The sequence below is a fragment of the Methylobacter luteus IMV-B-3098 genome (genome assembly GCF_000427625.1).
Taxonomy (GTDB): Bacteria; Pseudomonadota; Gammaproteobacteria; order Methylococcales; family Methylomonadaceae; genus Methylobacter; species Methylobacter luteus.
The window spans coordinates 198,812-219,903 of sequence record NZ_ATYJ01000014.1; the positions used below are offsets into that span (position 1 = coordinate 198,812).

Sequence of the window (21,092 nt, forward strand, 5' to 3'; positions counted from 1 at the left end):
AGATTAGTATTACAGTTGTAGATTCTCTCGCTGCCTGCGCCGCCGATAGTGGCAGGCACGGGCCACGGCTTGATGGCGTCTTCGCCATAATGACCAACCCACGGTGTGCACGGCCTTGGGCGGATGCCGCCACCGCCATTGCCACAACAGCTTACGCACTTCCGGCACGGTCAACTGAATCAGTGCCGCCGCTGCTTCCAGGCTTGCCAGCTCAGCCGTTTGCTGTTTTTTTAGCGGCAGACGGTTCCTTAGCACGGGCGCACAACACCGCCAGATAGGCCAGCGCCGCCATCGCCAGGGTCATGGGTCGGTACCAACCGTGCCAACTACGCACTTCATAGTGATCCAGGCCGACTTCGCCTTTGGCTGCCGCAAAGCACTCTTCCACGGTCCATCGCGAGCCTGCCACCTGTACCAAGGTCTGCAGATCCGTACCGGGCGGCACATAGCAAACGTAGTAAGCCAACTCGCCATCCGTCAAACGGCGCCGTAGCAGCAGCCAGCGTTCCCCCGGCATCTGCCAGGACAGCAGCGGGATTCTCAGCCAGTCATAATAGCGCGGTCCCTTGGTGCCATCGCCCGCCGATAGTCTGACCCAGTCTTGCTGTTGGACCGTGGCCGCCAGCTGAGCCACCGTTTTTTGGCCGGTCGAGTCCGGTCACACGTACTGATTGTTCGCCACTGCCAGCACGAAGTGCAAGTCCTGCTGCTCCAGCCAGACGCGCAGACTGCGGTTGTCGCCATACACGGCATCGCCAGTGATCCAGGCAAACGGCACCTGCGCGGCAACGGCCCGCTCGATCATGCGTTGCGCCAACTGCGGCTTGGTGGCGAATTCGACCGTTTCAGGCACTTTGGCGGCAGCCCGTCGGACCGTATCGCCGGCCCATTCCTTGGGTAAATACAGTTCGCGGTCCATCAACACCCGCCCGCGCTGACTGGCATAGGCCAGAAACACGCCGAGCTGGCAGTTCTCGATGCGTCCGGCTGTGCCACTGTACTGGCGTTGCACGCCGACTGAATGCCGGCCTTTCTTGAGAAAGCCGGTTTCGTCGACCACCAGCACGGCATCGGGCTCGCCCAGATGCTCGATCACATACGTCCGCAGGTCATCACGCACCGCATCGGCATCCCAGCGTGCCCGGTCCAGCAGATGCTGTAAGCTGTAGGGCGTCTGTCGATTGACCGCTTCCGACAATTGCCAGCTGGTTTTGCGCTCAATGGGGCTGAGCAAGCCCGTCACGTAATCGAGCGCCCGCTGGCGCATGGCCTGCCGCCCAAAATGCTGGCCAATCCTGGCAAACCCGATCTGCAAGTCCGATTGCCAATTCGCTGACCGGGCCGCGTACTGTCTTGTCGTCGCATTCATCACTTACCTCGTCAATGCATAGGAACAACAGGCATTGGACTGAGCGGACGACATCAATATCCTTCAAATTACAACTGTAATATTAAAGGCCATCGCCAGGGTGGTCGTCCGACTGCCGCAGTGCTTGGTTTTGATCGTTCTCAGCCTGACGGTGGCAAAGACAGACTCTATCGGATTGCTGGTGCGAATGTGCTGCCAGTTTTCGGCCGGATAATCATAAAAGGCCAGCATAGCCTCTTTGTCTTTAGCCAGGCAGGCCATCGCTTTCGGATATTTCGGCTCGAACCGTTCAATACAATGATCAAAGGCCTGGTAAGCTTTTTCCCGGGTTTCCGCCTGCCAGATCGCGTGCAGCGCCTCCTTGACCTTGGGCTGCATGGCTTTCGGCAGCTTTTCCAGGACATTGGCCGTCTTATGCACCCAGCAGCGCTGCTGGTCGGTCTCCGGCCAGAGCTTGGCCACGGCTTTCCAGAAGCCCAGCGCCCCATCACCGATAGCCAGTTTGGGTGAATCCTTCAGGCCTCGCTGCCTCAAGTCCGTCAATACCTCCTCCCAACTCGCCGCCGATTCACGGTAGCCGTCGGCCAGGGCTACCAGCTCTTTGCGGCCGTTTTCATCGGAGCCGATAATCACCAGCAGGCATAATCGGTCATCCAGGCGCACATGGCTGTAGACGCCGTCGGCCCAGACATAGACGTAGCGCTTTTGGCTCAAGTCACGCCGCGTCCAGTTCTGGTAATCCTGCTCCCAATCCTGCTTTAAACGGCTGATCGTGGCCGCGGACAAGCCCGGCGCCTCCGGTCCCAGCAGATGCTTTAAAGTCTCTGAGAAGTCTCCCGTGGAGATCCCTCTCAGATAAAGCCAGGGCAGAAACTCCTCCATGTTCCTGGTACGCTTCAAATAGGGCGGCACCAGATTGCTGTTAAACTTGATGCCCGAGCCGGAACGGTCGCGCACTTTCGGCACGTTGACCGCAATGTCGCCGAGCCCGGTTTGAATCGAACGTTCAGGCAGATAACCGTTCCGGACCACGACGGTTTTATGCTCATCGGTTGTTAATGCGCGATGCTGCTCGAGGAAGGCCGCGACTTCGGCTTCAATGGCGGCAGCCAATAGTTTACGGGCGCCTTCCCGCAGCACTTCCTGTAACGGATTATTCTGTTCTGGCTTATTCAGGTTAATAACATTACTATCTGTCATAGCGGTGTTTTCCTTAGGTTGGTGGTTGATCTGGCGAGATCTACCAACAGGTTACACCGCTTTCCTCTCTAGGTCATACACCAAAAATGACTATACCTCAAGCGCCTCTTCAACAAGCTCTTCCGTGGCACTTGGATAATATACAGAGACATCGTCTTCATCATCAGAAATGAGAGCTGGCAAGATTTTAACAGAGAACCATTGCTCGAAATGCTGGCATCTGAGCTTAAGCATTGGAGGAAATTGATTGTTCTTTCTTGATTCGTTTGCCGTTTGGCTAGAAAGAACATATTTCGGCAAACAGTCCCAGAGTGGAATGGAATCGGACAAGCTCTCTAATTCCTTCGGCGTGTTGTACAGAAAATCCTGGAACATATCGATCTGCTGACATTTGAAATAGCCAGATGACGGAGGAAGATATTTTTTTATTGGAATTATGCTTTTGGATGACATTGGCCTTACACGACGTAGAGAATACCTACGCGCAATGATAAGCATTTTTTTAACGTTGTGTCGGGTCGAAAGAAGGCCAAAAACAGCCTGTTTTGATTTAATACATTTGAGCTTTTTTCGAAGGAAACTAAGGATATAAAGGATATTAAGAAAGGATATATAAGGAGGGGTTGAAAAACATTTTATTTTTCAATTGAATACGGCGTCAGTTGCGGGTTAAACCTACCGTCAGTTGCGGGTTAAACCTACTTTCGCATTTCAGTTGCGGGTTAAACCTACCGCATTTTTGAGCACCTGCGGGTTAAACCTACCGCATTTTTGAGTACCTGCGGGTTAAACCTACCGCATTTTTGAGCACCTCCGGGTTAAACCTACCGCATTTTTCTGAAAAATCTGTGGATAAGTTAGCCCGATTTTGCACCTGCGGATTAAACCTACCGCTAGTTGCGGGTTAAACCTACCGTCACCTGCGGGTTAAACCTACCGTCAGATTAGTCAACGAACGGTTCGCGGTTAAGCTGCCGCTCAGTCCCGACGGCTGTTGGTTTGGACAACCAAAACATCAAGTGCACAACAGTTCCCGGATCTGGTGGTTTCGATGCCGGGAAGCTGATCGAGGGCTGCTGACGCCCTCTGCGGGTGGATGCACTGGGGCTATTGCTGGTCGTAGGATAACGGTTGCCAATGTGCAAGATCGGAATGGTGCTTGCTTGTTGATGCGTCAACTACCGGGATATGGCAAGAAGTTGAGGAAGATGTGGGTGGATAGTAGTTACAGTGGCCAGTTAGTAGATTGGGTGATAGTTTTACCGGTTGTCACATGCAGTTGCAGTAATTTTTCTTTAGCATCAGCTTGTCTTTTGTTGGCTGCCTTGACCATTTTAATGAAATTCTGATGTGGATTGGCCTCGTAAATAATATTGATAATTTTATTCCGGGGACCTCGTATGTCCTCTATTCTTTTTACAGATGAAAACACGTTAATAGCTTGGAAATTTTTGAAAATTTCTTCTAGTTCCTTGATAGCGTCATTTCCTCGCGCACGCTCCAGCATACCGCTTTCCTGCCGGATAGTGGCGTGAGACAGGGTAATTGGGGTTGTTAAGCTGGCATTGGTGTAGTAGTGCGCCAATTTCTTGTATAGCCAACGTGCCAAATGTGATTTCAAGTGCATCATTTCGCTATAGTTAAATTGCCTGTAATCAACATATCTCATGGCTTTTTCTACAAGCGGATGAAAATATGCAACCCATTGCGAATCTGGATTTTCAAGTCTGTCTTTTCTTGAAAAGCCAGTCAGGGAGATGAATTTTTCGATAGAAACGCCCTCCCCTTTTGCATTTTTAGTTCGGATTTCGATGTCTGAACCGGATAGTATGAGTAACGATTTAATGACCTCCTGGTAAGAACGGGTATGGCCTTGATTTTTAAGTTCGGTTCTCAATTGATGCAGGCTGAAAGTGACTCCGCATTGCATGTCCTTAAGATCGTGAAAGCATTGGTTTTGAAAGGTCGCAATCTTTCTTAGTGCGTCTTCAACGAGAGATTCATTGGCAGATGGGTAGTAGGCTTGCCCGTTTTCGTCAGCCAACAATGCGGGAGAAATATAAATGCTATAGTTGTTCCTCATGAATGTTACATCTCTTCGAAGCAGCGGTAACAACCCCTCTTTTGTACGCATCTTGTTTTGTTCGACCTGTGAAATCGAATATTTCGGCAAGGCATCCCATAGTTCAATCGTATTGGATAGTGGCTCCCGCTGGAAATTATGGTTAACCAAAAAATCCTGGAACAGATCTATCTGCTGACATTCGAAAGCGGTAACTGACGGCCGGACAAATTTAGTTTTTGCTATTTCAGGCGTTTTCATCGATCTCTGCTTAGTTGTTTCAGTGATCGCTTATATTATGCGCATTTTTGAAAATGCGTCGGGTCGAAAAACGCCAAAAAACGGTCTCTTTTGATGGAGCACATGCAATTTGAAAATTGAAATTTTCGAAAACTGCTATCAGTGTGTTTGCTTCAATTTATGGAGGACGAAATTTGCTGGCCATATTACGACAGTTACCGCCGATCAAGTTACGATAGAGTATGTCCTGTATGCGCCTTAGTCAGTGCGTTATCTTTGTCTTTGGCTCTAACTGAGACAGAACGTTTTTTTGATTTTTAGCCGGACATAGAGTATTTTTGTATTAAATACAGATAGCATTTGAGTCGTCTAAGAAATTGAAAGAGCGAAAACGATATGTAATTTTCGCTGTTTCTATATTGGCATACTCAAAAATAACGAATTTTTGTAGTTCTCTAAGAGAACTCAAAAGCCAGTGCCAGTTCAGCACTTTAAATAAGGAATCGATGAAGCGCGTTTAGCGTGATTATTTTTAAGCGGTTTTGCCGCTATATTTTTAACCTGTCCAGGGGAAATCCATGTTCCCCGGCCGGGCTTCGTGTGTTTCCTCTGGTATTTTCCAAAGGAAATGACATGAGACTATTCATTCTTGTTCTGATGATGTTCAGCATTGGCGCCATTTGGCCTGCCAGTCAAACATTGAAGGCAGGCGCGGCTTTAAATGCCAGTCGTCACGCTCTCATTGAAGCGTTGACATCCAACTAACCCCTCTGGGAGATCATTCCCAGCAAAGGGGCATGGTCTCCTTTTTCTTTTTTGTCTATAGGAGACTTTCAAATGTACAACAAAGCAGTTCTTATTGGTCGTTTAGGTGCTGATCCAGAAATTCGGTACACCGCGCAGCAAAAGGCAATTGCCAACTTGAGCGTGGCTACGACGGAATCTTGGAGAGATAAATCTGGCGAGCGTCAAGAACGGACAGAATGGCACCGTGTTGTTCTGTTCGGCAAGCTTGCCGAAATTGCCCGCGATCACCTCAAAAGTGGCGCGCTAGTCTTGCTTGAGGGACCTAATCGTACCCGCAAATGGCGGGATAATTCTGGCAATGATCGGTATACGACTGAGATCCATGCGGATGTCTTGAAAATGCTCGGTTCCAAATCGGATAAGGCAGCTTCTGGCTCTGCACCATCGTCAAGTCCATCGGAGGCTTATTCGGATTACGATGATTTTGATGGTAATCAGCCGCTTTAGGAGTATTGCTGGTTAATCACGGCGTTGCTCCGTCTTTTCTGAGCATCGCTTCGTTTTAAATTTTCCCATGGGGACATCATTGTCCCTTGGGACTCCTGGTGTCCCTACCTTAATTCATTTTTATTTAGGAGTAACACCATGAGCAAACAATCATCACTGTTCCAGAAATTCGCAGAAAAATTCAGTTTCTCGGATGAAAGAGAGTTGATCAACACGTTGAAGGCGACCGCTTTCAAAGTCAAAGACGGCGAAGTCACCGATGCCCAGATGATGGCCTTATTGATCGTTGCTGACCAATATGGGCTGAATCCGTTCACTAAGGAAATTTTCGCCTATCCCGACAAACAGAACGGTATCGTGCCTGTTGTCTCTGTCGATGGCTGGTCGCGCATCATCAATCAGCATCCTGATATGGATGGCCTTGAGTTCATTTACGATGAAAACATCGTGACTGAGGCGGATGCCAAGCCTTGCCCTGCGTCGATCGAGTGCGTGATCTACCGTAAAGGCAGAGCGCATCCAGTCCGTATCAAGGAGTTCCTGGATGAAACGTATCGATCAACCTTTAAAGGCGTTAAAAACGGACAACCTTTTGAGATTAAAACCCCCTGGCAGTCGCATACCAAAAGGATGCTGCGCCATAAAGCCTTAATCCAGTGTTCTCGTATTGCCTTTGGTTTCACCGGTATTTATGACCAGGACGAAGCTGAACGTATTATCGAAGGCCAGGCTGAGCGTATTATTGAAGAGGTTCAATCCGAAGCCAGTGTGAAGGCCAAACAGATGCTGCCACGCCTCATCAATCGCGCTACCCGAGAAGGTTCTTGGCAAGCCGCGCTTGAATATGTCGGCGAACAATTCTCAGGATTCGATCTGGATTTCATGAAACATGGGCTTAATGCGGCTAAAGTAGCGGCTGAAGTAACTCAGCTTCCTGCTGATGCCAATGCTAAGCCAGGTCCAGCACGACAAGCCTCTGCGCCCAATGCTGACCCTAACGCTAAGCCAGCTTCAGCACAGCAATCCTCTGCGCCAAAAACAGATGTAGCTCAGAACACCGATTCTGCATCAGATTCTGGCAAGCAAGCTCAGGGCCAAAACGCTACTGTCAACAGGCAACGTAAAACGCCTCTAAGTGAAACAAGAGCCACATTAGCTTAATTGTTAACTGTATCAACCCTTTCGGGCATTCTGAATGCCCATTTGGGTTAAGGATGCCCTTTGTTTTTTAGGAGCATCCTATGATTAAAGACCTACTTATCAACTGCATATCCTTTTTGTTCATCGCGCTGACTTTTGCGCTGGCATTAATCGGAGATCTGACCTTTCCTGAGTTGTTCGTAACGGTTCTTAAGTAAGTTTCATTATTAAATTAACCCACCTGGGAAGCATCGTTCCCTTGTGGGTTCATCGTGTGCTTCCCATTATTTTTTGGAGGCATTATGAGGATAATAATCAACAAGTTGTGGTACAGCATTGATTACCGCGAGTACGACACACCGACGATTATTCGTCGCAAGGGATTCAGCATCCTCAGAAAATTCTGGAACTTGCGTGAAACGGGAGATCGACAATGAAAATTGTCAACTTTCCGCAGCGCACGCCCGAATGGCATGAATGGCGGACTTCTGGTGTTTCGGCATCGGAAGCTATCGTGGTGCTTGGGAAGTGTTCGGCAAGGACAATTTACCGTCTGTACACGGAGAAAAAAGGGATCACATTGCTCGATAATCTGGCCAACAATCCCTTTGTTCAACGTGGCATTCGCCTTGAATCCACCGCGCGCAGTTCTTTTGAACGCCGGCATAACACCCTGCTTTTGCCGATCTGTGCCGAATCTGAAGAATTCCCGTTTCTTCGGGCCTCGTTTGATGGCTTGGACGATGACGGGATTCCGGTGGAATTGAAAGTGCCGATGGAAGCTAATTTTCGCGACGCGCAACAAAACGGCGTCAATTCGAAGATTTACCAACGGTATTACTATCAAGTCCAGCAGCAGATCGCGGTTGCCGAAACCGATCGAGGCTATTTGTCGCTCTACTGGAATGACAAGGAGCAATTCGATTTCTTGATTCCAAGAGATGATCAGGTGATCCAGGAACTGATCTTTAAAGCGCGCGATTTTGTCGAGCGTATGAAAAAGAATCAGCCGCCGCCAACGGATCCGGATCGCGATATTTACATACCACCCGGCCAGGAGATGGATCAATGGCAGTTGCTTGCAGCTGATTACCATCGGAATGAGGAAACGATCAGGGAATTGAAAGCCAGGATCGAGCCTCTTTTGCAGCAGCAGGCCGACATTGAAAAAGGCTTCCTGGACCTGATGGGTGAATATGCCCAAGCCGAAAGTGCAGGTCTTAGGGTCAGTCGCTTTCTGGTTCAGGGCAGCATCGATTACAAGGCGGCGTTAATGGCCTTGCAACCCGATGTTGATCCCGCCTTTCTGGAGCAATTTCGTAAGTCGTCCTCGGAACGAACTCGTGTTACGACCAAGGACGAAGAAAAAGCGACCGTGCCATTCTCAATGGATGCGGTCATGTCTACATTAGAGCGCGATTTCTGGTTCTGACGAGCCTTTAGTCGTTAATTTTTTAACCCATCGGGGAACACTGTCCCCGCTGGGTGCAGGTGTTCCCCATTTTTTGGAGGCACTATGCGCCGACGATACCGAGGATTTGATCCTTCGCTGAACCTGGACTGAATCGAGGACGAGTGGCTATGGCTTCACAGCACGGAACCGTTGCTGGAAGAAACACCGCCCTGGTCGGAACAGGAGATTTTCGATGTCTGCGAATGTCTTCTGCAGGATTCTTTGCAGAATCTGTTTGACAGCCGCTGCTCATTGGAAACCGTTGTCGAAATATACAAATGGTTAACGGACGACAACGATCCCAACCCATTTAGTTTTAACAATTGCTGCCTATTGACAGAACTTGATCCCGATGCCATTCGGGATTCGGTGCTGTACCGTCTGGCAAAAATACGCAAGTTCTTCTTGCATTAACTTAACCCAACCGGGGAAACACCATTTCCCGGTCTGGGGCTTGGCGTTTCCCCATTCTGATTTAGATTTAGGAGAAACACCATGCCTGAATTGAAAAAATTCGCAGTCAGTTACACCATTGACTACCAACATCGAATAGTTGTTGGCATCTCAGCATTGAATGCCGAGTCCGCCATCAAAATTGCCACCAAGGCATTTGATGAGGGCGAGATTTGGGAGGATACGCCTGATATGCCGCTCCTATTCGATGACTATGAAGAAATTGAAGGCGAAACCCTGGAATTTTTCGCTGAAGAAGTTTCGGAATTTCCAGAACCCGATTCGTCAGTGATCAAGCTGAAGCAAGATCAGTTTGCCTATCAGGCTTGCCGATCCTTATTGGAAGGCGACTTTAATGTAGCACGTGATTTTGCCCAAAAGGCTTGCCCCAAGGTTGCTGAAAAACCGGAGAACTACTGTTTGACCAGCTTAGAGGTTTTGGATCTTGCTCAAGACTATAACCTTGAGCTCTCCTTGGCTGTCAATGATTCCTTTATGACAGGTATTTTCTTGAATGCTCAATCCAGAGGCCGGTATTTCCATAAGGGATTTGACGGTCATTCGAAAAAGATTAAGGCGCACGAGTTTTTGCTTGCTTACCCTCTCTCATTGGGAAAGGTCTGGCGCATTGATCGTAAAACGCCGGCAAAATCGTTGTTACGCCGTTTTCAGGCCGTTCAACAGATTATTGTCAAGCATCTGATGTCATTGGCGTATTTCTCGCCCTTGACGCATTTAATCTAACTTTCGATTTAGCTTGAGGGAGGGCTTATTTTCCTTTTAGGAAAATAGCTTCTCCCCTTTAATGGAGGAAATCATCATGTTGATTAACACTCAATCCAATCTTGTACCGAAAACGGTCGGTCCATTTCGTATTCAGAAGATGCCTAGCATTTTCATGTCAAGAAATGGTAAGAACGATATTGTCATTCACAAGGAAAACAGTGAGAACTGGGGCGCCATGTATGATGACAAGTATTATAGGATCGCCATGATTCTCGATGCCGAAACCTTTCATCCTATTCGCTCTAACCTTACGGTGCCGAGTGAAGTTCTGGACAATTTGAAGGTGTGGGGATTTTGACTATGTTGGAATATTTGACTAATCGTTTTTTTCGGTTAAAGCAGGCTTTGGAACAAGCCAGAGCTGCATTGCCCGATGCGAGCTTTGCTGAACAGGAAGGCATTGATCCTGACCTGATCGTTCGTATCAACTGCGTTTTGCATAGCTCTGATGATTTTGAGGTATTGAAACTTGCGTTAATGGATGCGAGAGAAGCGTTACCTACAGCCTGGATTAACCATGGCGGCGTTTCACAGGAATTGCTGGATTTAATCGATTCAGCCCTCCACATGTAATCAGGCACCTTCCCTTCCAGGAAGCGTGTTTCATTTTTGAACCCTCGCGGGCTTATTCCCGCCAGGGAGTAACTCCGCGATTTTTTAATGTTCAAGGAGTTACTAATATGTCATTTGACAAAGACACCACTGTAAAGCCTGTTGAGCCCGATGCGGTACTGACTGAAGACGGTTATCTATTCTTCAGGCTCAGCAACGGGATGTACGTGGACAATCCGGCTTGTGCGGATCTGGGCTACAGCTCATTGGCTCAGTTGACCGAGACCATCGACATCATGACGCCAAGAGCGACCGCAAAGCGTTTGGCCGATTATCATGACTGGACGCAGGAAGAACTTGCTCACGCAATCTCAGCCTTGGATAGTGTCTATGGCTCTGAAGATGCGGTTAAGCTCGCAAACGGCCGCGAGATTCGCTGGCTATCGGCAGCTTGCACCTATGTGCGCGTGGTACAGTCAGGTTTTGAGCTTGCTTGCTGGTCCAGCGCTGACTGGCGGTTTGCTTCTGAAAAGACGATGGCAGCCATCCTGGCCTGTAGTGCAGGCGGCAAGTTGTAAGGCCTCTTCTCTAAAGACGTGCACTTTTGCTGTTTTTAGCATTTAACATTCAGACGGACACAGGCATAATAGGCTTGTGCCGTCTTTCCAGAATGCTCGGATTGAGTATTGCGGAAAGACGGAATTTTTGTAGTTCTCTAAGAGAACTCAAAATCAGTGCCAGTTCAGCACTCAAAATAAGGAATCGATGAAGCGCTACGGCGTGATTATTTTTTAAGCGGCTCTGCCGCATTTATATTTTTAACCTGTTCAGGGGAAATCCATGTTCCCCGGCCGGGCTACGTGTGTTTTTCCTTGGTTTTATAACTTAAGGAAACACACGATGAATACTCAAACTAAAAAATTCCCTATTGGCTCAACTTTCGGCATCCAGGCTCCTGCAGCGATGATGGTGGAAGGTTTTGAGGAGGATCAGCATCCTTCCATTCCGGCCAAGAAGGAATACCTGTTCAGAAATGAACATCTAAGGGATGTATTGGCTTTTCTGGCCAATCCGCTGGGTGATGCGTTGTATCTGACCGGACCTACAGGTTCCGGCAAGACTTCGCTGATCTGCCAGGTGGCATCCCGTCTTAATTGGCCCGTTCAGCAAGCGACCTGCCATGGTCGTCTTGAGTTAAATGATCTGATTGGTCAATTCATGCTCGTCAACGGTTCCATGACTTTTGTCCATGGGCCTTTGGCTCAGGCCGTCCTGCATGGGCATCTGTTGATTTTGAATGAGATCGACTTGATGGATCCGTCCGAGCTGGCTGGCTTGAACGATATCATTGAAGGCCAACCTTTGATGATTCCTCAAAACGGCGGCGAAGTGATTAAGCCTGATCCCAAGTTCCGTTTGATTGCTACCGGCAACTCGGCCGGCCAAGGCGATCAAAGCGGACTTTATCAAGGCGTCATGCAGCAGAACTTGGCGTTTCTCGATCGCTTCAGATTAATGGAAGTCGGTTATCCCGAAGCTTCTGTTGAGAAGGACATCCTGAAATCCGTGTTGGCCAGCATGGGCATTCCTGTCGATTCCGTGATGGAAACGTTGACAGACAAAATGATCCAGGTGGCCAATGAAATCCGCCGACTTTTTATCGGTGGAACTGATGGTTCAGGCGAGTTGAGCGTCACAATGTCCACCCGGACGTTGATACGCTGGACCAATCTGATGATTGCGTACAAACGCGCTCCCAATGCGCTGGCTTATTCGCTGGATCGTGCTCTCACCTTGCGTGCGGAACCGGCCCAACGTGAAGCTATCCACCGTATCGCGCAGGATGTCTTCGGCGATGCCTGGAGTAACTGATCATGTCAAACCGTCAGTATGAACTGTTCCGTTACCGGAATCCCGATGGCTCGTCGAAAGACTGGGCAATCAGGATTAATGGCGATGGGACTTATACGAAACGCTGGGGCAAAACCGGTACCCGTTTAACGGCCAAGGATTTTCCTATGTCTCATCCCGACGATGTGCATACGGAGAAGCGTGGAAAATTAAACAAGGGCTACCAATCGTTAGGCATGTGCTTTATTGATGATGACGGGAACATCAGTACGATCCCGCCAGCCTCTTCAAAGCCTGCCGGCGAAGATCCCCATTCTACCCAGGAGGATGCGCGCATTTATTGGCGCATCAAGATGCCCAGTTCCGTGAATAGCGCTACTGTTGCGTTTTTGAAGGGTACTGCTACGGGGTACGCGATTGCCGTTTTGAGAGCTTATCCTGATTGTACCTGGGTAGAGAAAGTCAAAGACGGCCACGGCGATCTTATTAAGCCGGGTGCTGGTTCTTTGCTGAAAGAAAACGGAGTGGGTTCTCTGCTCCTGCTGATGGCGCTGAAGAAAAAAGGCGCAGCCAGCGGTGTCACGATTTCCCTGTCTCGTGAAGACGGCATAGAAATCAGCGACCAACTGAAACTGGAAAGCCAGGCCTTGTCGTTTTTCGACACGGATCTGGAATTTGTTCGTTCGCTTGCAGAAAGCATTGATCTGCTCGACAAAAGGCTTGACCTCTCCACGGTCGAGACCTTTGTTGACGATTTTTATTTCTGACAACTTTTTGAATTTAACCCACAGGGGGCAACTATCGTCCCTGGTGGGCGTAGTCTGCCCTCTCTTGTATTTATTCTTTTGGAGACGCAGCTATGTCACATAATGCAGAAATGATTCTGGACCAGATCGATGTTGTTAAACTCGACATTAACCTGTGGACGAGTTCGAAAAAATTACGCCCTGAGGACCTGGTGCTCGGCGATGGTTCAATACTTCCCCCGGAAGATTTGGCGCATCTCGGTACCAAGAAAACCGTCGATCCTGAAAAATTGAGGGAATTCAACCGGATCAAGAAGGAAGCGGAACGTATCTGCCTGGAATCGGGCACCCGTTTTCTCGGCGGTTTTGCCAATCCCAGGAGCGAAATTCCTCGGATCATACAAGAGCTGGACAACCTTTCCAAAACCTTTGAGGAGGCAAAGAGAGAGTTCATCTCGACCTATGACAACGATACCCAAGACTGGATCGCCCGCCATCCTGAATTCGGCGATGCTATCCGTCGTGCCATTGAGCCCGTCGCCAGCGTGGCCAGCAAATTGCGCTTCGACTATGTCATTTTCCGCGTTACCCGACCGGATTCGGACGGACAAGCGGATGAATCATTGGCTCAGCACGCGAAGCAGGCGGATGAAGCATTGGTTCGGCGTGCGAATTCTATGAGTGATCAGCTTTTTCATGAGATTGCCCAGGAAGCCAACCAACTGGTCGAGCGCTCGTTTGTGGGCAAGGACACCGTGACTGGCAGAGCGTTGAATACGTTCCGTCGCATGCGGGATAAACTGGATAGTTTGGGTTTCCTTGACCATCGGTGCATGCCGGTTGTCGACGAGATCGATACGGTTCTGGGCGCTTTACCGGCTAACGGTCCTTATAACGGCGTGGCGTTCCACAGTCTGTTCAGACTAGGTCTGTTGTTGTCCGATCCGGACAAGATCAAACGTCATGGCAGCGGCTTGTTGCAGGTGCCAGGTATCTTCCCTGAAGAAGAGGAAGCTGACGATGATGTTGTTGTGAATGAGCAGGTCATTTCTGATGACCAGGTCATTCTCGCGGCGGATTCCGAGGTTGCTGTTCCAGCGCCTGTTTCTGCTCCGGAAGTGATTCAATCGTCTGCGCCAGAGATTATCGCTGTGGCTGAAGAGAGCACTGTGGGTGAACAACCTGAAGCGCCATCCGAAAGTGCTGATATCGATGATATTCCTGGGTTTGACGATTTCCTGGCGACTTTCCAGCCTGGTCAGGATGTTTCTGATGCCGCACCTGCCGTTGTTGCTGATACTCAAGTCAGCACCATTCAGGAAGCGGTGTTCGAAACTCCGGCGGCGGCTGTCTTTATAGAATCCGTTAAGGAAACTGTAAATGCCGCGGCTCAATCAGTGTCGGCCATCCCTGCTGAATCCGTTCAGGATGATCGGGATGTCAATGCTGATGAGATGAAACCTGACGAAACTGTTGCTTCTGCTGAAGCTGGCGATTTCTGGTTCTAATCTCGCTTTTTTCATTCTACCCGGCGGGTGCAATGCATCCCGCAGGGGTGTTCTGCCCTCGCCTCCATTTCCTGGACAGAATATGAGTACATTAAAATTAAGTGCAAGCATGCAAAAAAAAGTTATTACTCGCTTGCAAGGAGAATGGCATATTGACTTGTGGGATAACCCTCAATTTGATATTGCTTTCAACTGGATTCAATGTCACTTGTTTGATGAATTAATCAGCGGGTGCCATCTGATGTTTAATACGGCAACATGCGACTCTGAAGTGAATGCGAGAAAAACGCTCGAACTGCTTCAGCTGTTTGCTAACATCAAGCCTATAACCGATGACGCTGAGGGGTTGGAACAGTACAAAGGAGATTTCCAGTTTGATACAGATTTCGGGAAAATGACTGTATCAACTTCAAATCTGTTTTCACTCTATGATCACAAAGATGAACTAAGTATCCCGGATGAGCTTTTAGCTATTCTGGATGGCATGTTTGCAGACCTTGTGATTTGGCCAAAAAAGTAATGAACGGATTTTGATAATTTAAACTTTAACCCTCAAGGGGCAAACATGCCCTATGGGAATCATGATTTGCCCATTTTTTTGGAGTAGACCATGAGAAATAACACATTGAACAACGCATTTCCCATTGTTGCGGCAGCCTTAGGCAACAAATTTGGTGTCAAGGTCAGAGTAGGCGGCCAGCATGCCTATACCGATGGCAAGTCAATCAACCTGCCGGCTTACAACTTTGAAGATTCGTCTTACAAGGATGTGGCTTGGGGCTATCTGGCGCATGAAGCGGCTCATCTGCGGTTTACCGATTTCGCTGATTTTGGTAATGCCGCTACCAGTCCGATCCGCAAGCACATTCTCAATTTTCTGGAAGATATCCGTATCGAGAAGCAGATGCAGGAAACTTATCCGGGTACCAGACGGACGACGGAAAAAGTGGTTGAGCATTTGATTAAGACGGGCGATTTTAAAGTCGTCAGTCAAGATCAGCAGGTTCATCCCGCTGCCGTTTTGAGTCAGTTTTTGCTGTTTCGTCTTCGTAATGATGTGCTGGGGCAGAATGCCCTGTCATCTTATGCAGATACTGCTGAAGCCTTGTTGGAAGAAACCTTCCCGGTCGGCGCAGTAACCCGACTTGCAGGTCTTCTTTCCGAAGTCCCGAATCTAGATTCTACGCGTGCTTGTGTTCGGCTTACCGATCGTATTCTGCGCATGATCGAAGAAGAGCAGGAAAAGGAACAGGAAAGAGTGCGGCAACAGAAGCAGTCTCAGCAGCAAGAGAGTGATGATTCGTCATCGCAATCGCAGACGGCTTCCGGTAATTCTGATCAGGATGATGATTCAAGCGATGATGATTCCCAACAGGATGATTCGTCTCAAGATGATGATTCTCAAAGCGATCAGGATGATGGTCAGGATCAAAGCCAATCTCAAAACTCACAGTCGAGTAATGAGGGTGATGACGACAATGATCAGGAGGACGATCAACAAGCTGGTCAGGGCAATACACAGTCCGCCGGCAGCAGTAATGATCAATCACAGGGCCAGGACAGTGAGCAACTGGCGCAAGCCTTGGCTTCTGTATTATCGGCCGGTGAAGACGATGTGCCTGATGACTTGTTCGAAGTCGTTCAAGCGCTTTTGGGCAGTCAGCCTCGAAACGCTTATGATTCGGATATTGAAATGCCACTTGCCATGGATCCTTCCAGGAATTCTGCTGCTGGCAATGCCGTGTTAAACAGTGTACTGAATCATTCGGGCAAAATCCGGGCTTCTCTTCAGGGCCTGGTGCAATCAAGCCGTTATGACAGACCTGTGGCTAAGCGTTCAGGCAATCGTATTGTCGGTCGAAAATTGTCCCGCTTGGTTCAAGGTGATGCGCGCATTTTCGAACGCCGATTTCATCATTCGGCACCCAATACCGCAATTCACCTGTTGGTTGACGGCTCCGGCTCTATGAGTGGCGTGTATGATCAGCAATCGAAGTCCCGGTTGATCGATATTGCCATTGAATCGGCCGTTGCATTGGTATTGGCGCTTGAAGGCATTTCAGGTGTTAATCCGGCTGTGACGCGATTTCCGTATGGTGATACGTCCAATGTGGTTCCGTTGTTGAAGCATGGGCAGAAGGCTCGTCCTAATGCGGCAGTGTTTTTGCCGGCTACGGATGGAGGCACGCCACTGCATTCGGCTCTTTGGTATGCGGCAGGATCTGTACTGGCCACGCGTGAAGCGCGGAAAGTCATCATCGTTCTGACCGATGGCGAACCCGATGATCGAAGTTTGACTAAAGCGATCATCAATCGTTGTGAAGCGACGGGCATCGAACTGGTTGGCATTGGCATCTGCCATAATGTCAGCCATTTGTTCGATAACTCGATCTGCATCAGCAACGTCTCCGAGTTGAAAACTGAACTATTCAGAATCAGCCGAGACCTGTTGTTGACCGCTTGATCTTTGCCTTATGGCCAATCTTTTTTGATTGGCCAGATTTTTTATTCAGTTCCAATGGAGAATTTATGCTTTCAAAAAAGCAATCTGAGTTCTTATCAAAACTAGCTGACTTGTGCGATGAGTACAATGCTGGCTTTACCTATACTAAAGATGACGATGGTATTCATGTTTTGATAGATGGGATAGATGTTTTTGCCGATTATCTTGATATGGATGCCGCTGGTACTATTCGTAAAGCATTAATTTAATGCTTTACCTTCACATATGGTTAATTCGTTTTTTTGATTAGCCATTTTCCTACCCGGACAAGGCGTTTTCCTTTTCTGGGTAGCTTAACATTTAGACGGCACAGATTCAGTTCTGTACCGTCTTTCCAGAATGCTTGCCTGGATCGAGCATTGCGGAAAGACGGAATTTTTGCAGTTCTCTGAGAGAACTCAAAAGCAGTGCCAGTTCAGCACTTAAAATAAGGAATCGGTGAAGCGTTTCGGCGCGATTACTTTTTAGCGGCTTAGCCGTATTTTCAACCTGTCCAGGGGAAATCCATGTTTTCCCGGTCGGGATTCATGGTTTTTGTCTGGCTTCAGGCCATTATCGCCCCATGCTCCGCATGGCAAGCGACCTTTACTTTAAAAACCCGCCGGGAACAATTTTGCTCCCAGTGGGGGAAGTTTTGTCTCCCGGTTTTTTGGAGACAAAACTATGAAACAAATCTCAATGCAAGTGAACCCAGGCAACCTGGTTAAAAGCTTGAAGTTCAGCTTTACCAACAAGACCACGGCTCTTGGCGAACTCATGCAGAACGCCCGTCGTGCCGGCGCAGCTTCCGTTCAATTCGAATTCGCTCCGGAGACTAAAATTCTCCAGATCACGGATAACGGTTGTGGCATCAATTCCATCGAAACGCTGCTAACTGTGGCAGAATCCGGTTGGGATGCGGATGTTGTCGCTCAAGAGCATCCGTTCGGTATTGGCTTTCTGTCAGCTCTCTTTGCCTGCCGGCACATCGCTGTCGTCAGCAAAAGCGGCCGCATTTCCGTTAATACGGAGGATGTCCTGTCGTTCAAGCCGGTTACGGTATCACCCGTCACTGATTGGAATGGCATCACCCGCATCAAGATGTTAGGTGTTGAGCTCGAATCGAAACTGATCGAATCAACGCTCAAACGCTTCGCGAAAGGATTTCCAATTCCGGTTTTTTTCAATGGCGAAAGCCTGGAAAGAGATCAGGTGTTGGATTCCGGCCTGGATTTTGTCGATACTGAAGTCGGCTCGGTTCATCTGGTCGGCCTGGATAAACCCGATGGCGCTCATTATGCGTTTGAAGTGTATCTGCAGGGCTTGCCCATTTACCGATCCCATTTGTATTGCAGTACGACGCATGTCATCCATCTCGACTCTGCGCGTTTCCATGCGCGGTTACCGGATCGGGACAACCTCGTTGATGAGTCCGATGTGATTAAGCTCATTCATCAAGCGTTGCAACAGGCTATCGAAAATCGCCTGCTTCAGCTCAAAAGCACATTGTCCGCTCAGGATTTTGTGCAGTTCTTTGACATGATGAGGCACTGGGGATTGTTGGGCTTGCTCAATGATGTGGAGGTACTTCCACAACAGGCAGTCCGCAAGATCACGTCCTATCCTGTCTGCGATTCTGAGCTTTACGGCTGCTTCACGGCTTGTCCGGAAAAACCCGTGACTCGCGCAGAAGTTGAAAATCGTCAGGTGGAAATTGTCGATATTGAAGGCGATATCCAAAGCGATGGCGCTGCGCGCTTCATGTTTGCCTGGATGCGGGATTCCCTGATTTACGAGGGGTGTCTTGATAACGGGCACTGGATTCATTCGATGATTCGCTCTCTCGATGAGGAAGAAGTCATGATTGATCTGGTTAATCAAACACACGCCTCGCGATTTAAAGGCAGTTGGGTATGGGTGGATGTTAAGTTTTGCGATTCCTACCGCATCCGGATTGGCAACGATGTCGTTGAAATTACTAGTCAGGCTTTCTACGAAGGCAACGAAAACGGTGGTTGCATTGTGATGCCTAAAGACGATGGTTCTGCAGCTGTCCTGGAACAAGTGTCAACGTTCCGGTCAGAACACGAAGATTACCAGGAAGCCATACACGAGACCGATGGTGACGCTTTTTCCACTTTCGTTATCGCCAATGTGCTGACAGATTCTGGCCAGGCATTCCACCGATTGCTGCCGAGTTTTCAAGGCTGCCCTTCCCTTTATGGCAAAGCGTTTGAAGTGGTGCTCGATAAAAATGGCCAGGTTGCTTTGGTAACGGCTGTTTAATTCATTCTATTAACCCGTTCGGGAAATACTTTCCCGGTCGCGGCGTGAGGTGTTTCCCGATTTATTTTTTTTATTTTGGAGAAACACGATGAAACAAACTTCCACGTCAATTGGCCAACCGTACAAAAATCCTAACGGTGATTTGCAATGCGATGCGGTGGGGCATCTGGGCGATTATGTCATCCGCAAAACAGCGGACCATACCTGGATTGCCATTCAGTTGTTCGGCGCGATAGGCAGTATTGCCGCAACCGCTCCCACGCCTGAAGACGCCTTTAACCAGGCGGAAGACTGGCATTACGCCAACGGCATCCAGAAACGTCTGACTATGAGCTTGGCTATCGAAGGCGTTGAGACATTTGATCTGGAGCTCGCTTTAAATGAAGTGTTGAAACTGGTCAGCGAAGGCTATACGTCCGGTTCCGATAGAAACGAGACTGGATCGTACAAGTTTTCAATTGACGCTATTGATTAATTAACTAACTAAACCCCTGCGGGAAAAATCTTTTTCCCAGCCGGGACTCATGATTTTTCCCGCTTTTTTTTGCTTTTAAGCAGGAGAAAAATCATGACAAATTCATTTTTTGCCAAGAAAGTTGACCGTCGCAGCCGTTCGGCCATGGTTGATTTTTTGCGAACTCATTATCGCTACGACACCCTGAATTCATGGAATCGGTCGACCTCTTATGCGCAGTGCATCAAGATCCATCGTCTGGGCTTGACTTCTGAGCAATCAGACAAAGCCTATGACCTGCTGGAGACGGATTTCTGGGATGAAATCAGATGGCCGATCGATGAGTTCACTGACTCTCAAGGTGGCTGTTACACCATCGGTACTAACGGTCGTTCCGGGGGTTATCTGGTGTTGCATGAGCCTCGTCGTGAGCTGACAGGACATCTCAGCTATTGTCCTTCTTGCGGCCAGCGGAACTTCAAAAAAGTGCCGCCTGCTTTCGAGGAGGCTGCCGAGCAAGTTATTGCTCAGGAGATTCTCAAAAGCAGAAACGCGTGGCAGTCGGGTGTTTATTTGTCGCAGCCCTCAATAGAAGCTTTATTGCTTTCCCATGATGAGAAGTTGTCGATAATCACCCGCCTGAAAGCCCAGTTAGCCGATTGTTCCCTGACGGATGCTTGCGGTGCCTGTTGGAAGCCACGCCGTAACTACAGTGTGCCGCCTGTTGTGCAATTGGCCGTTTATGCGGGCAAAGGCATTGATCAAGGCGAAGCGTTTGATGCCGAAGAGTGGTCAATGGAGGCGCTGCGAGAACGTGTCGATCTGGTTTGCGCCTTTGATGCCGTTTGCGATCAGATCCGCCATAACTTCATCGCTTTGCTGGTTGGCTATGACGTGGTCGAGGAAACGGTTCATCGACCCGTCAAAGTCAAAGTTCTCCGTGAGCGTGCTGCTGGAGGTTTTGATGCTGAGTGAAGTTGATGAAATCGATAGCGAGGACCTGGAGGCCGCCTCTGATTTTTACGAGCGTATGGTCAGTGGCACACGTTCTGATCAGCAGGCCATTGCGATTGCACAAGCGCAATTTGGCGTTCCTATTGCGGGTCATGTTGTATTGAACCGTATTTTGGAACGGTACGCTTGTTCTCTGTTGACTATTGAAGAGTGCGTCTTGACGTGTCTTGAACAGTCAGGCTTTATGCGTCTAGTTGACTAGACGCTTCAATTAACCCATCCGGGAAAAACTCCCGGCTGGG

23 protein-coding genes and 2 pseudogenes are annotated in these 21,092 nt (G+C 48.9%); 20 read left to right on the forward strand and 5 right to left on the reverse strand.

Annotated elements, in window-relative coordinates; genetic code table 11:
• Positions 1-9: 9 nt before the first annotated feature.
• From METLU_RS27690 to METLU_RS24110, 5 genes and pseudogenes are all read right to left on the reverse strand, one after another.
• Positions 10-255, reverse strand: a complete 246-nt coding sequence (locus METLU_RS27690) for a hypothetical protein (RefSeq protein WP_155920365.1) — start codon at positions 253-255, stop codon at positions 10-12.
• Positions 212-1,369, reverse strand: a pseudogene (locus tag METLU_RS24100) (IS701 family transposase). Before METLU_RS24100 ends, METLU_RS27690 begins: the two are co-directional and overlap by 44 nt.
• Positions 1,370-1,447: 78 nt before the next feature.
• A pseudogene (locus METLU_RS24105) lies at positions 1,448-2,569 on the reverse strand (IS256 family transposase); the annotation flags it as partial.
• A 90-nt stretch (positions 2,570-2,659) separates the two neighbouring features.
• Complete coding sequence (locus tag METLU_RS0101030; protein ID WP_027156611.1) at positions 2,660-2,944, reverse strand: hypothetical protein; 285 nt, start codon at positions 2,942-2,944, stop codon at positions 2,660-2,662.
• 850 nt (positions 2,945-3,794) lie between these two features.
• The gene (locus tag METLU_RS24110) at positions 3,795-4,892 is read right to left on the reverse strand and encodes a hypothetical protein (RefSeq protein ID WP_051299708.1); all 1,098 of its coding nucleotides are present in this window, start codon (positions 4,890-4,892) and stop codon (positions 3,795-3,797) included.
• A 612-nt stretch (positions 4,893-5,504) separates the two neighbouring features.
• On the opposite strand from METLU_RS24110, the gene METLU_RS28910 reads away from it, so the two are divergent.
• The 20 genes from METLU_RS28910 (at position 5,505) to METLU_RS0101135 (ending at position 21,052) form a co-directional block, all read left to right on the forward strand.
• Positions 5,505-5,636, forward strand: coding sequence for a hypothetical protein (locus METLU_RS28910; RefSeq protein WP_269209130.1), 132 nt, complete (start codon positions 5,505-5,507; stop codon positions 5,634-5,636).
• Positions 5,637-5,708: 72 nt separating this feature from the next.
• A complete protein-coding gene (locus tag METLU_RS0101045) occupies positions 5,709-6,125 on the forward strand; it encodes a single-stranded DNA-binding protein (RefSeq protein WP_027156612.1) in 417 nt (138 codons plus the stop codon).
• 138 nt (positions 6,126-6,263) lie between these two features.
• Positions 6,264-7,286 carry a phage recombination protein Bet gene (gene bet, locus METLU_RS28585; RefSeq protein ID WP_081678979.1) on the forward strand — a complete coding sequence of 341 codons (1,023 nt, stop codon included), beginning with the start codon at positions 6,264-6,266 and terminating at the stop codon, positions 7,284-7,286.
• A gap of 281 nt (positions 7,287-7,567) precedes the next feature.
• Positions 7,568-7,702, forward strand: coding sequence for a hypothetical protein (locus METLU_RS28915; RefSeq protein ID WP_269209132.1), 135 nt, complete (start codon positions 7,568-7,570; stop codon positions 7,700-7,702).
• Positions 7,699-8,697: a lambda-exonuclease family protein gene (locus METLU_RS0101060; protein WP_027156613.1), complete on the forward strand. Its 999-nt coding sequence runs from the start codon at positions 7,699-7,701 to the stop codon at positions 8,695-8,697. The genes METLU_RS28915 and METLU_RS0101060 overlap by 4 nt, the downstream gene beginning before the upstream one ends.
• 171 nt (positions 8,698-8,868) lie before the next feature.
• Positions 8,869-9,132 carry a hypothetical protein gene (locus METLU_RS0101065; protein WP_027156614.1) on the forward strand — a complete coding sequence of 88 codons (264 nt, stop codon included), beginning with the start codon at positions 8,869-8,871 and terminating at the stop codon, positions 9,130-9,132.
• Between the two features lie 81 nt (positions 9,133-9,213).
• Positions 9,214-9,915, forward strand: coding sequence for a hypothetical protein (locus METLU_RS26520; RefSeq protein WP_051299709.1), 702 nt, complete (start codon positions 9,214-9,216; stop codon positions 9,913-9,915).
• Between the two features lie 76 nt (positions 9,916-9,991).
• Positions 9,992-10,255 carry a hypothetical protein gene (locus METLU_RS0101075; protein ID WP_155920367.1) on the forward strand — a complete coding sequence of 88 codons (264 nt, stop codon included), beginning with the start codon at positions 9,992-9,994 and terminating at the stop codon, positions 10,253-10,255.
• Positions 10,256-10,257: 2 nt separating this feature from the next.
• A complete protein-coding gene (locus METLU_RS0101080; protein WP_027156616.1) occupies positions 10,258-10,530 on the forward strand; it encodes a hypothetical protein in 273 nt (90 codons plus the stop codon).
• Positions 10,531-10,637: 107 nt separating this feature from the next.
• The gene (locus tag METLU_RS0101085; protein WP_027156617.1) at positions 10,638-11,087 is read left to right on the forward strand and encodes a hypothetical protein; all 450 of its coding nucleotides are present in this window, start codon (positions 10,638-10,640) and stop codon (positions 11,085-11,087) included.
• A 322-nt stretch (positions 11,088-11,409) separates the two neighbouring features.
• Entirely contained in the window at positions 11,410-12,381 is a 972-nt protein-coding gene (locus METLU_RS0101090; RefSeq protein ID WP_051299710.1) for an AAA family ATPase, read from the forward strand.
• A 2-nt stretch (positions 12,382-12,383) separates the two neighbouring features.
• On the forward strand, positions 12,384-13,127 hold the full coding sequence (locus METLU_RS26525) for a hypothetical protein (protein WP_027156619.1): 744 nt from the start codon (positions 12,384-12,386) through the stop codon (positions 13,125-13,127).
• A 92-nt stretch (positions 13,128-13,219) separates the two neighbouring features.
• The gene (locus METLU_RS26530) at positions 13,220-14,614 is read left to right on the forward strand and encodes a DUF3150 domain-containing protein (protein WP_051299711.1); all 1,395 of its coding nucleotides are present in this window, start codon (positions 13,220-13,222) and stop codon (positions 14,612-14,614) included.
• Positions 14,615-14,696: 82 nt separating this feature from the next.
• Entirely contained in the window at positions 14,697-15,134 is a 438-nt protein-coding gene (locus METLU_RS0101105) for a hypothetical protein (protein WP_155920369.1), read from the forward strand.
• Between the two features lie 90 nt (positions 15,135-15,224).
• Complete coding sequence (locus METLU_RS0101110) at positions 15,225-17,078, forward strand: VWA domain-containing protein (RefSeq protein WP_027156621.1); 1,854 nt, start codon at positions 15,225-15,227, stop codon at positions 17,076-17,078.
• 65 nt (positions 17,079-17,143) lie between these two features.
• Complete coding sequence (locus tag METLU_RS0101115) at positions 17,144-17,326, forward strand: hypothetical protein (RefSeq protein ID WP_027156622.1); 183 nt, start codon at positions 17,144-17,146, stop codon at positions 17,324-17,326.
• Between the two features lie 454 nt (positions 17,327-17,780).
• Positions 17,781-19,382, forward strand: a complete 1,602-nt coding sequence (locus tag METLU_RS0101120) for an ATP-binding protein (protein WP_027156623.1) — start codon at positions 17,781-17,783, stop codon at positions 19,380-19,382.
• Between the two features lie 88 nt (positions 19,383-19,470).
• The gene (locus METLU_RS0101125; RefSeq protein ID WP_027156624.1) at positions 19,471-19,857 is read left to right on the forward strand and encodes a hypothetical protein; all 387 of its coding nucleotides are present in this window, start codon (positions 19,471-19,473) and stop codon (positions 19,855-19,857) included.
• 93 nt (positions 19,858-19,950) lie between these two features.
• Positions 19,951-20,811, forward strand: coding sequence for a hypothetical protein (locus METLU_RS0101130; RefSeq protein ID WP_036242618.1), 861 nt, complete (start codon positions 19,951-19,953; stop codon positions 20,809-20,811).
• Complete coding sequence (locus METLU_RS0101135; protein ID WP_027156626.1) at positions 20,801-21,052, forward strand: hypothetical protein; 252 nt, start codon at positions 20,801-20,803, stop codon at positions 21,050-21,052. Before METLU_RS0101130 ends, METLU_RS0101135 begins: the two co-directional genes overlap by 11 nt.
• Positions 21,053-21,092 lie beyond the last annotated feature (40 nt).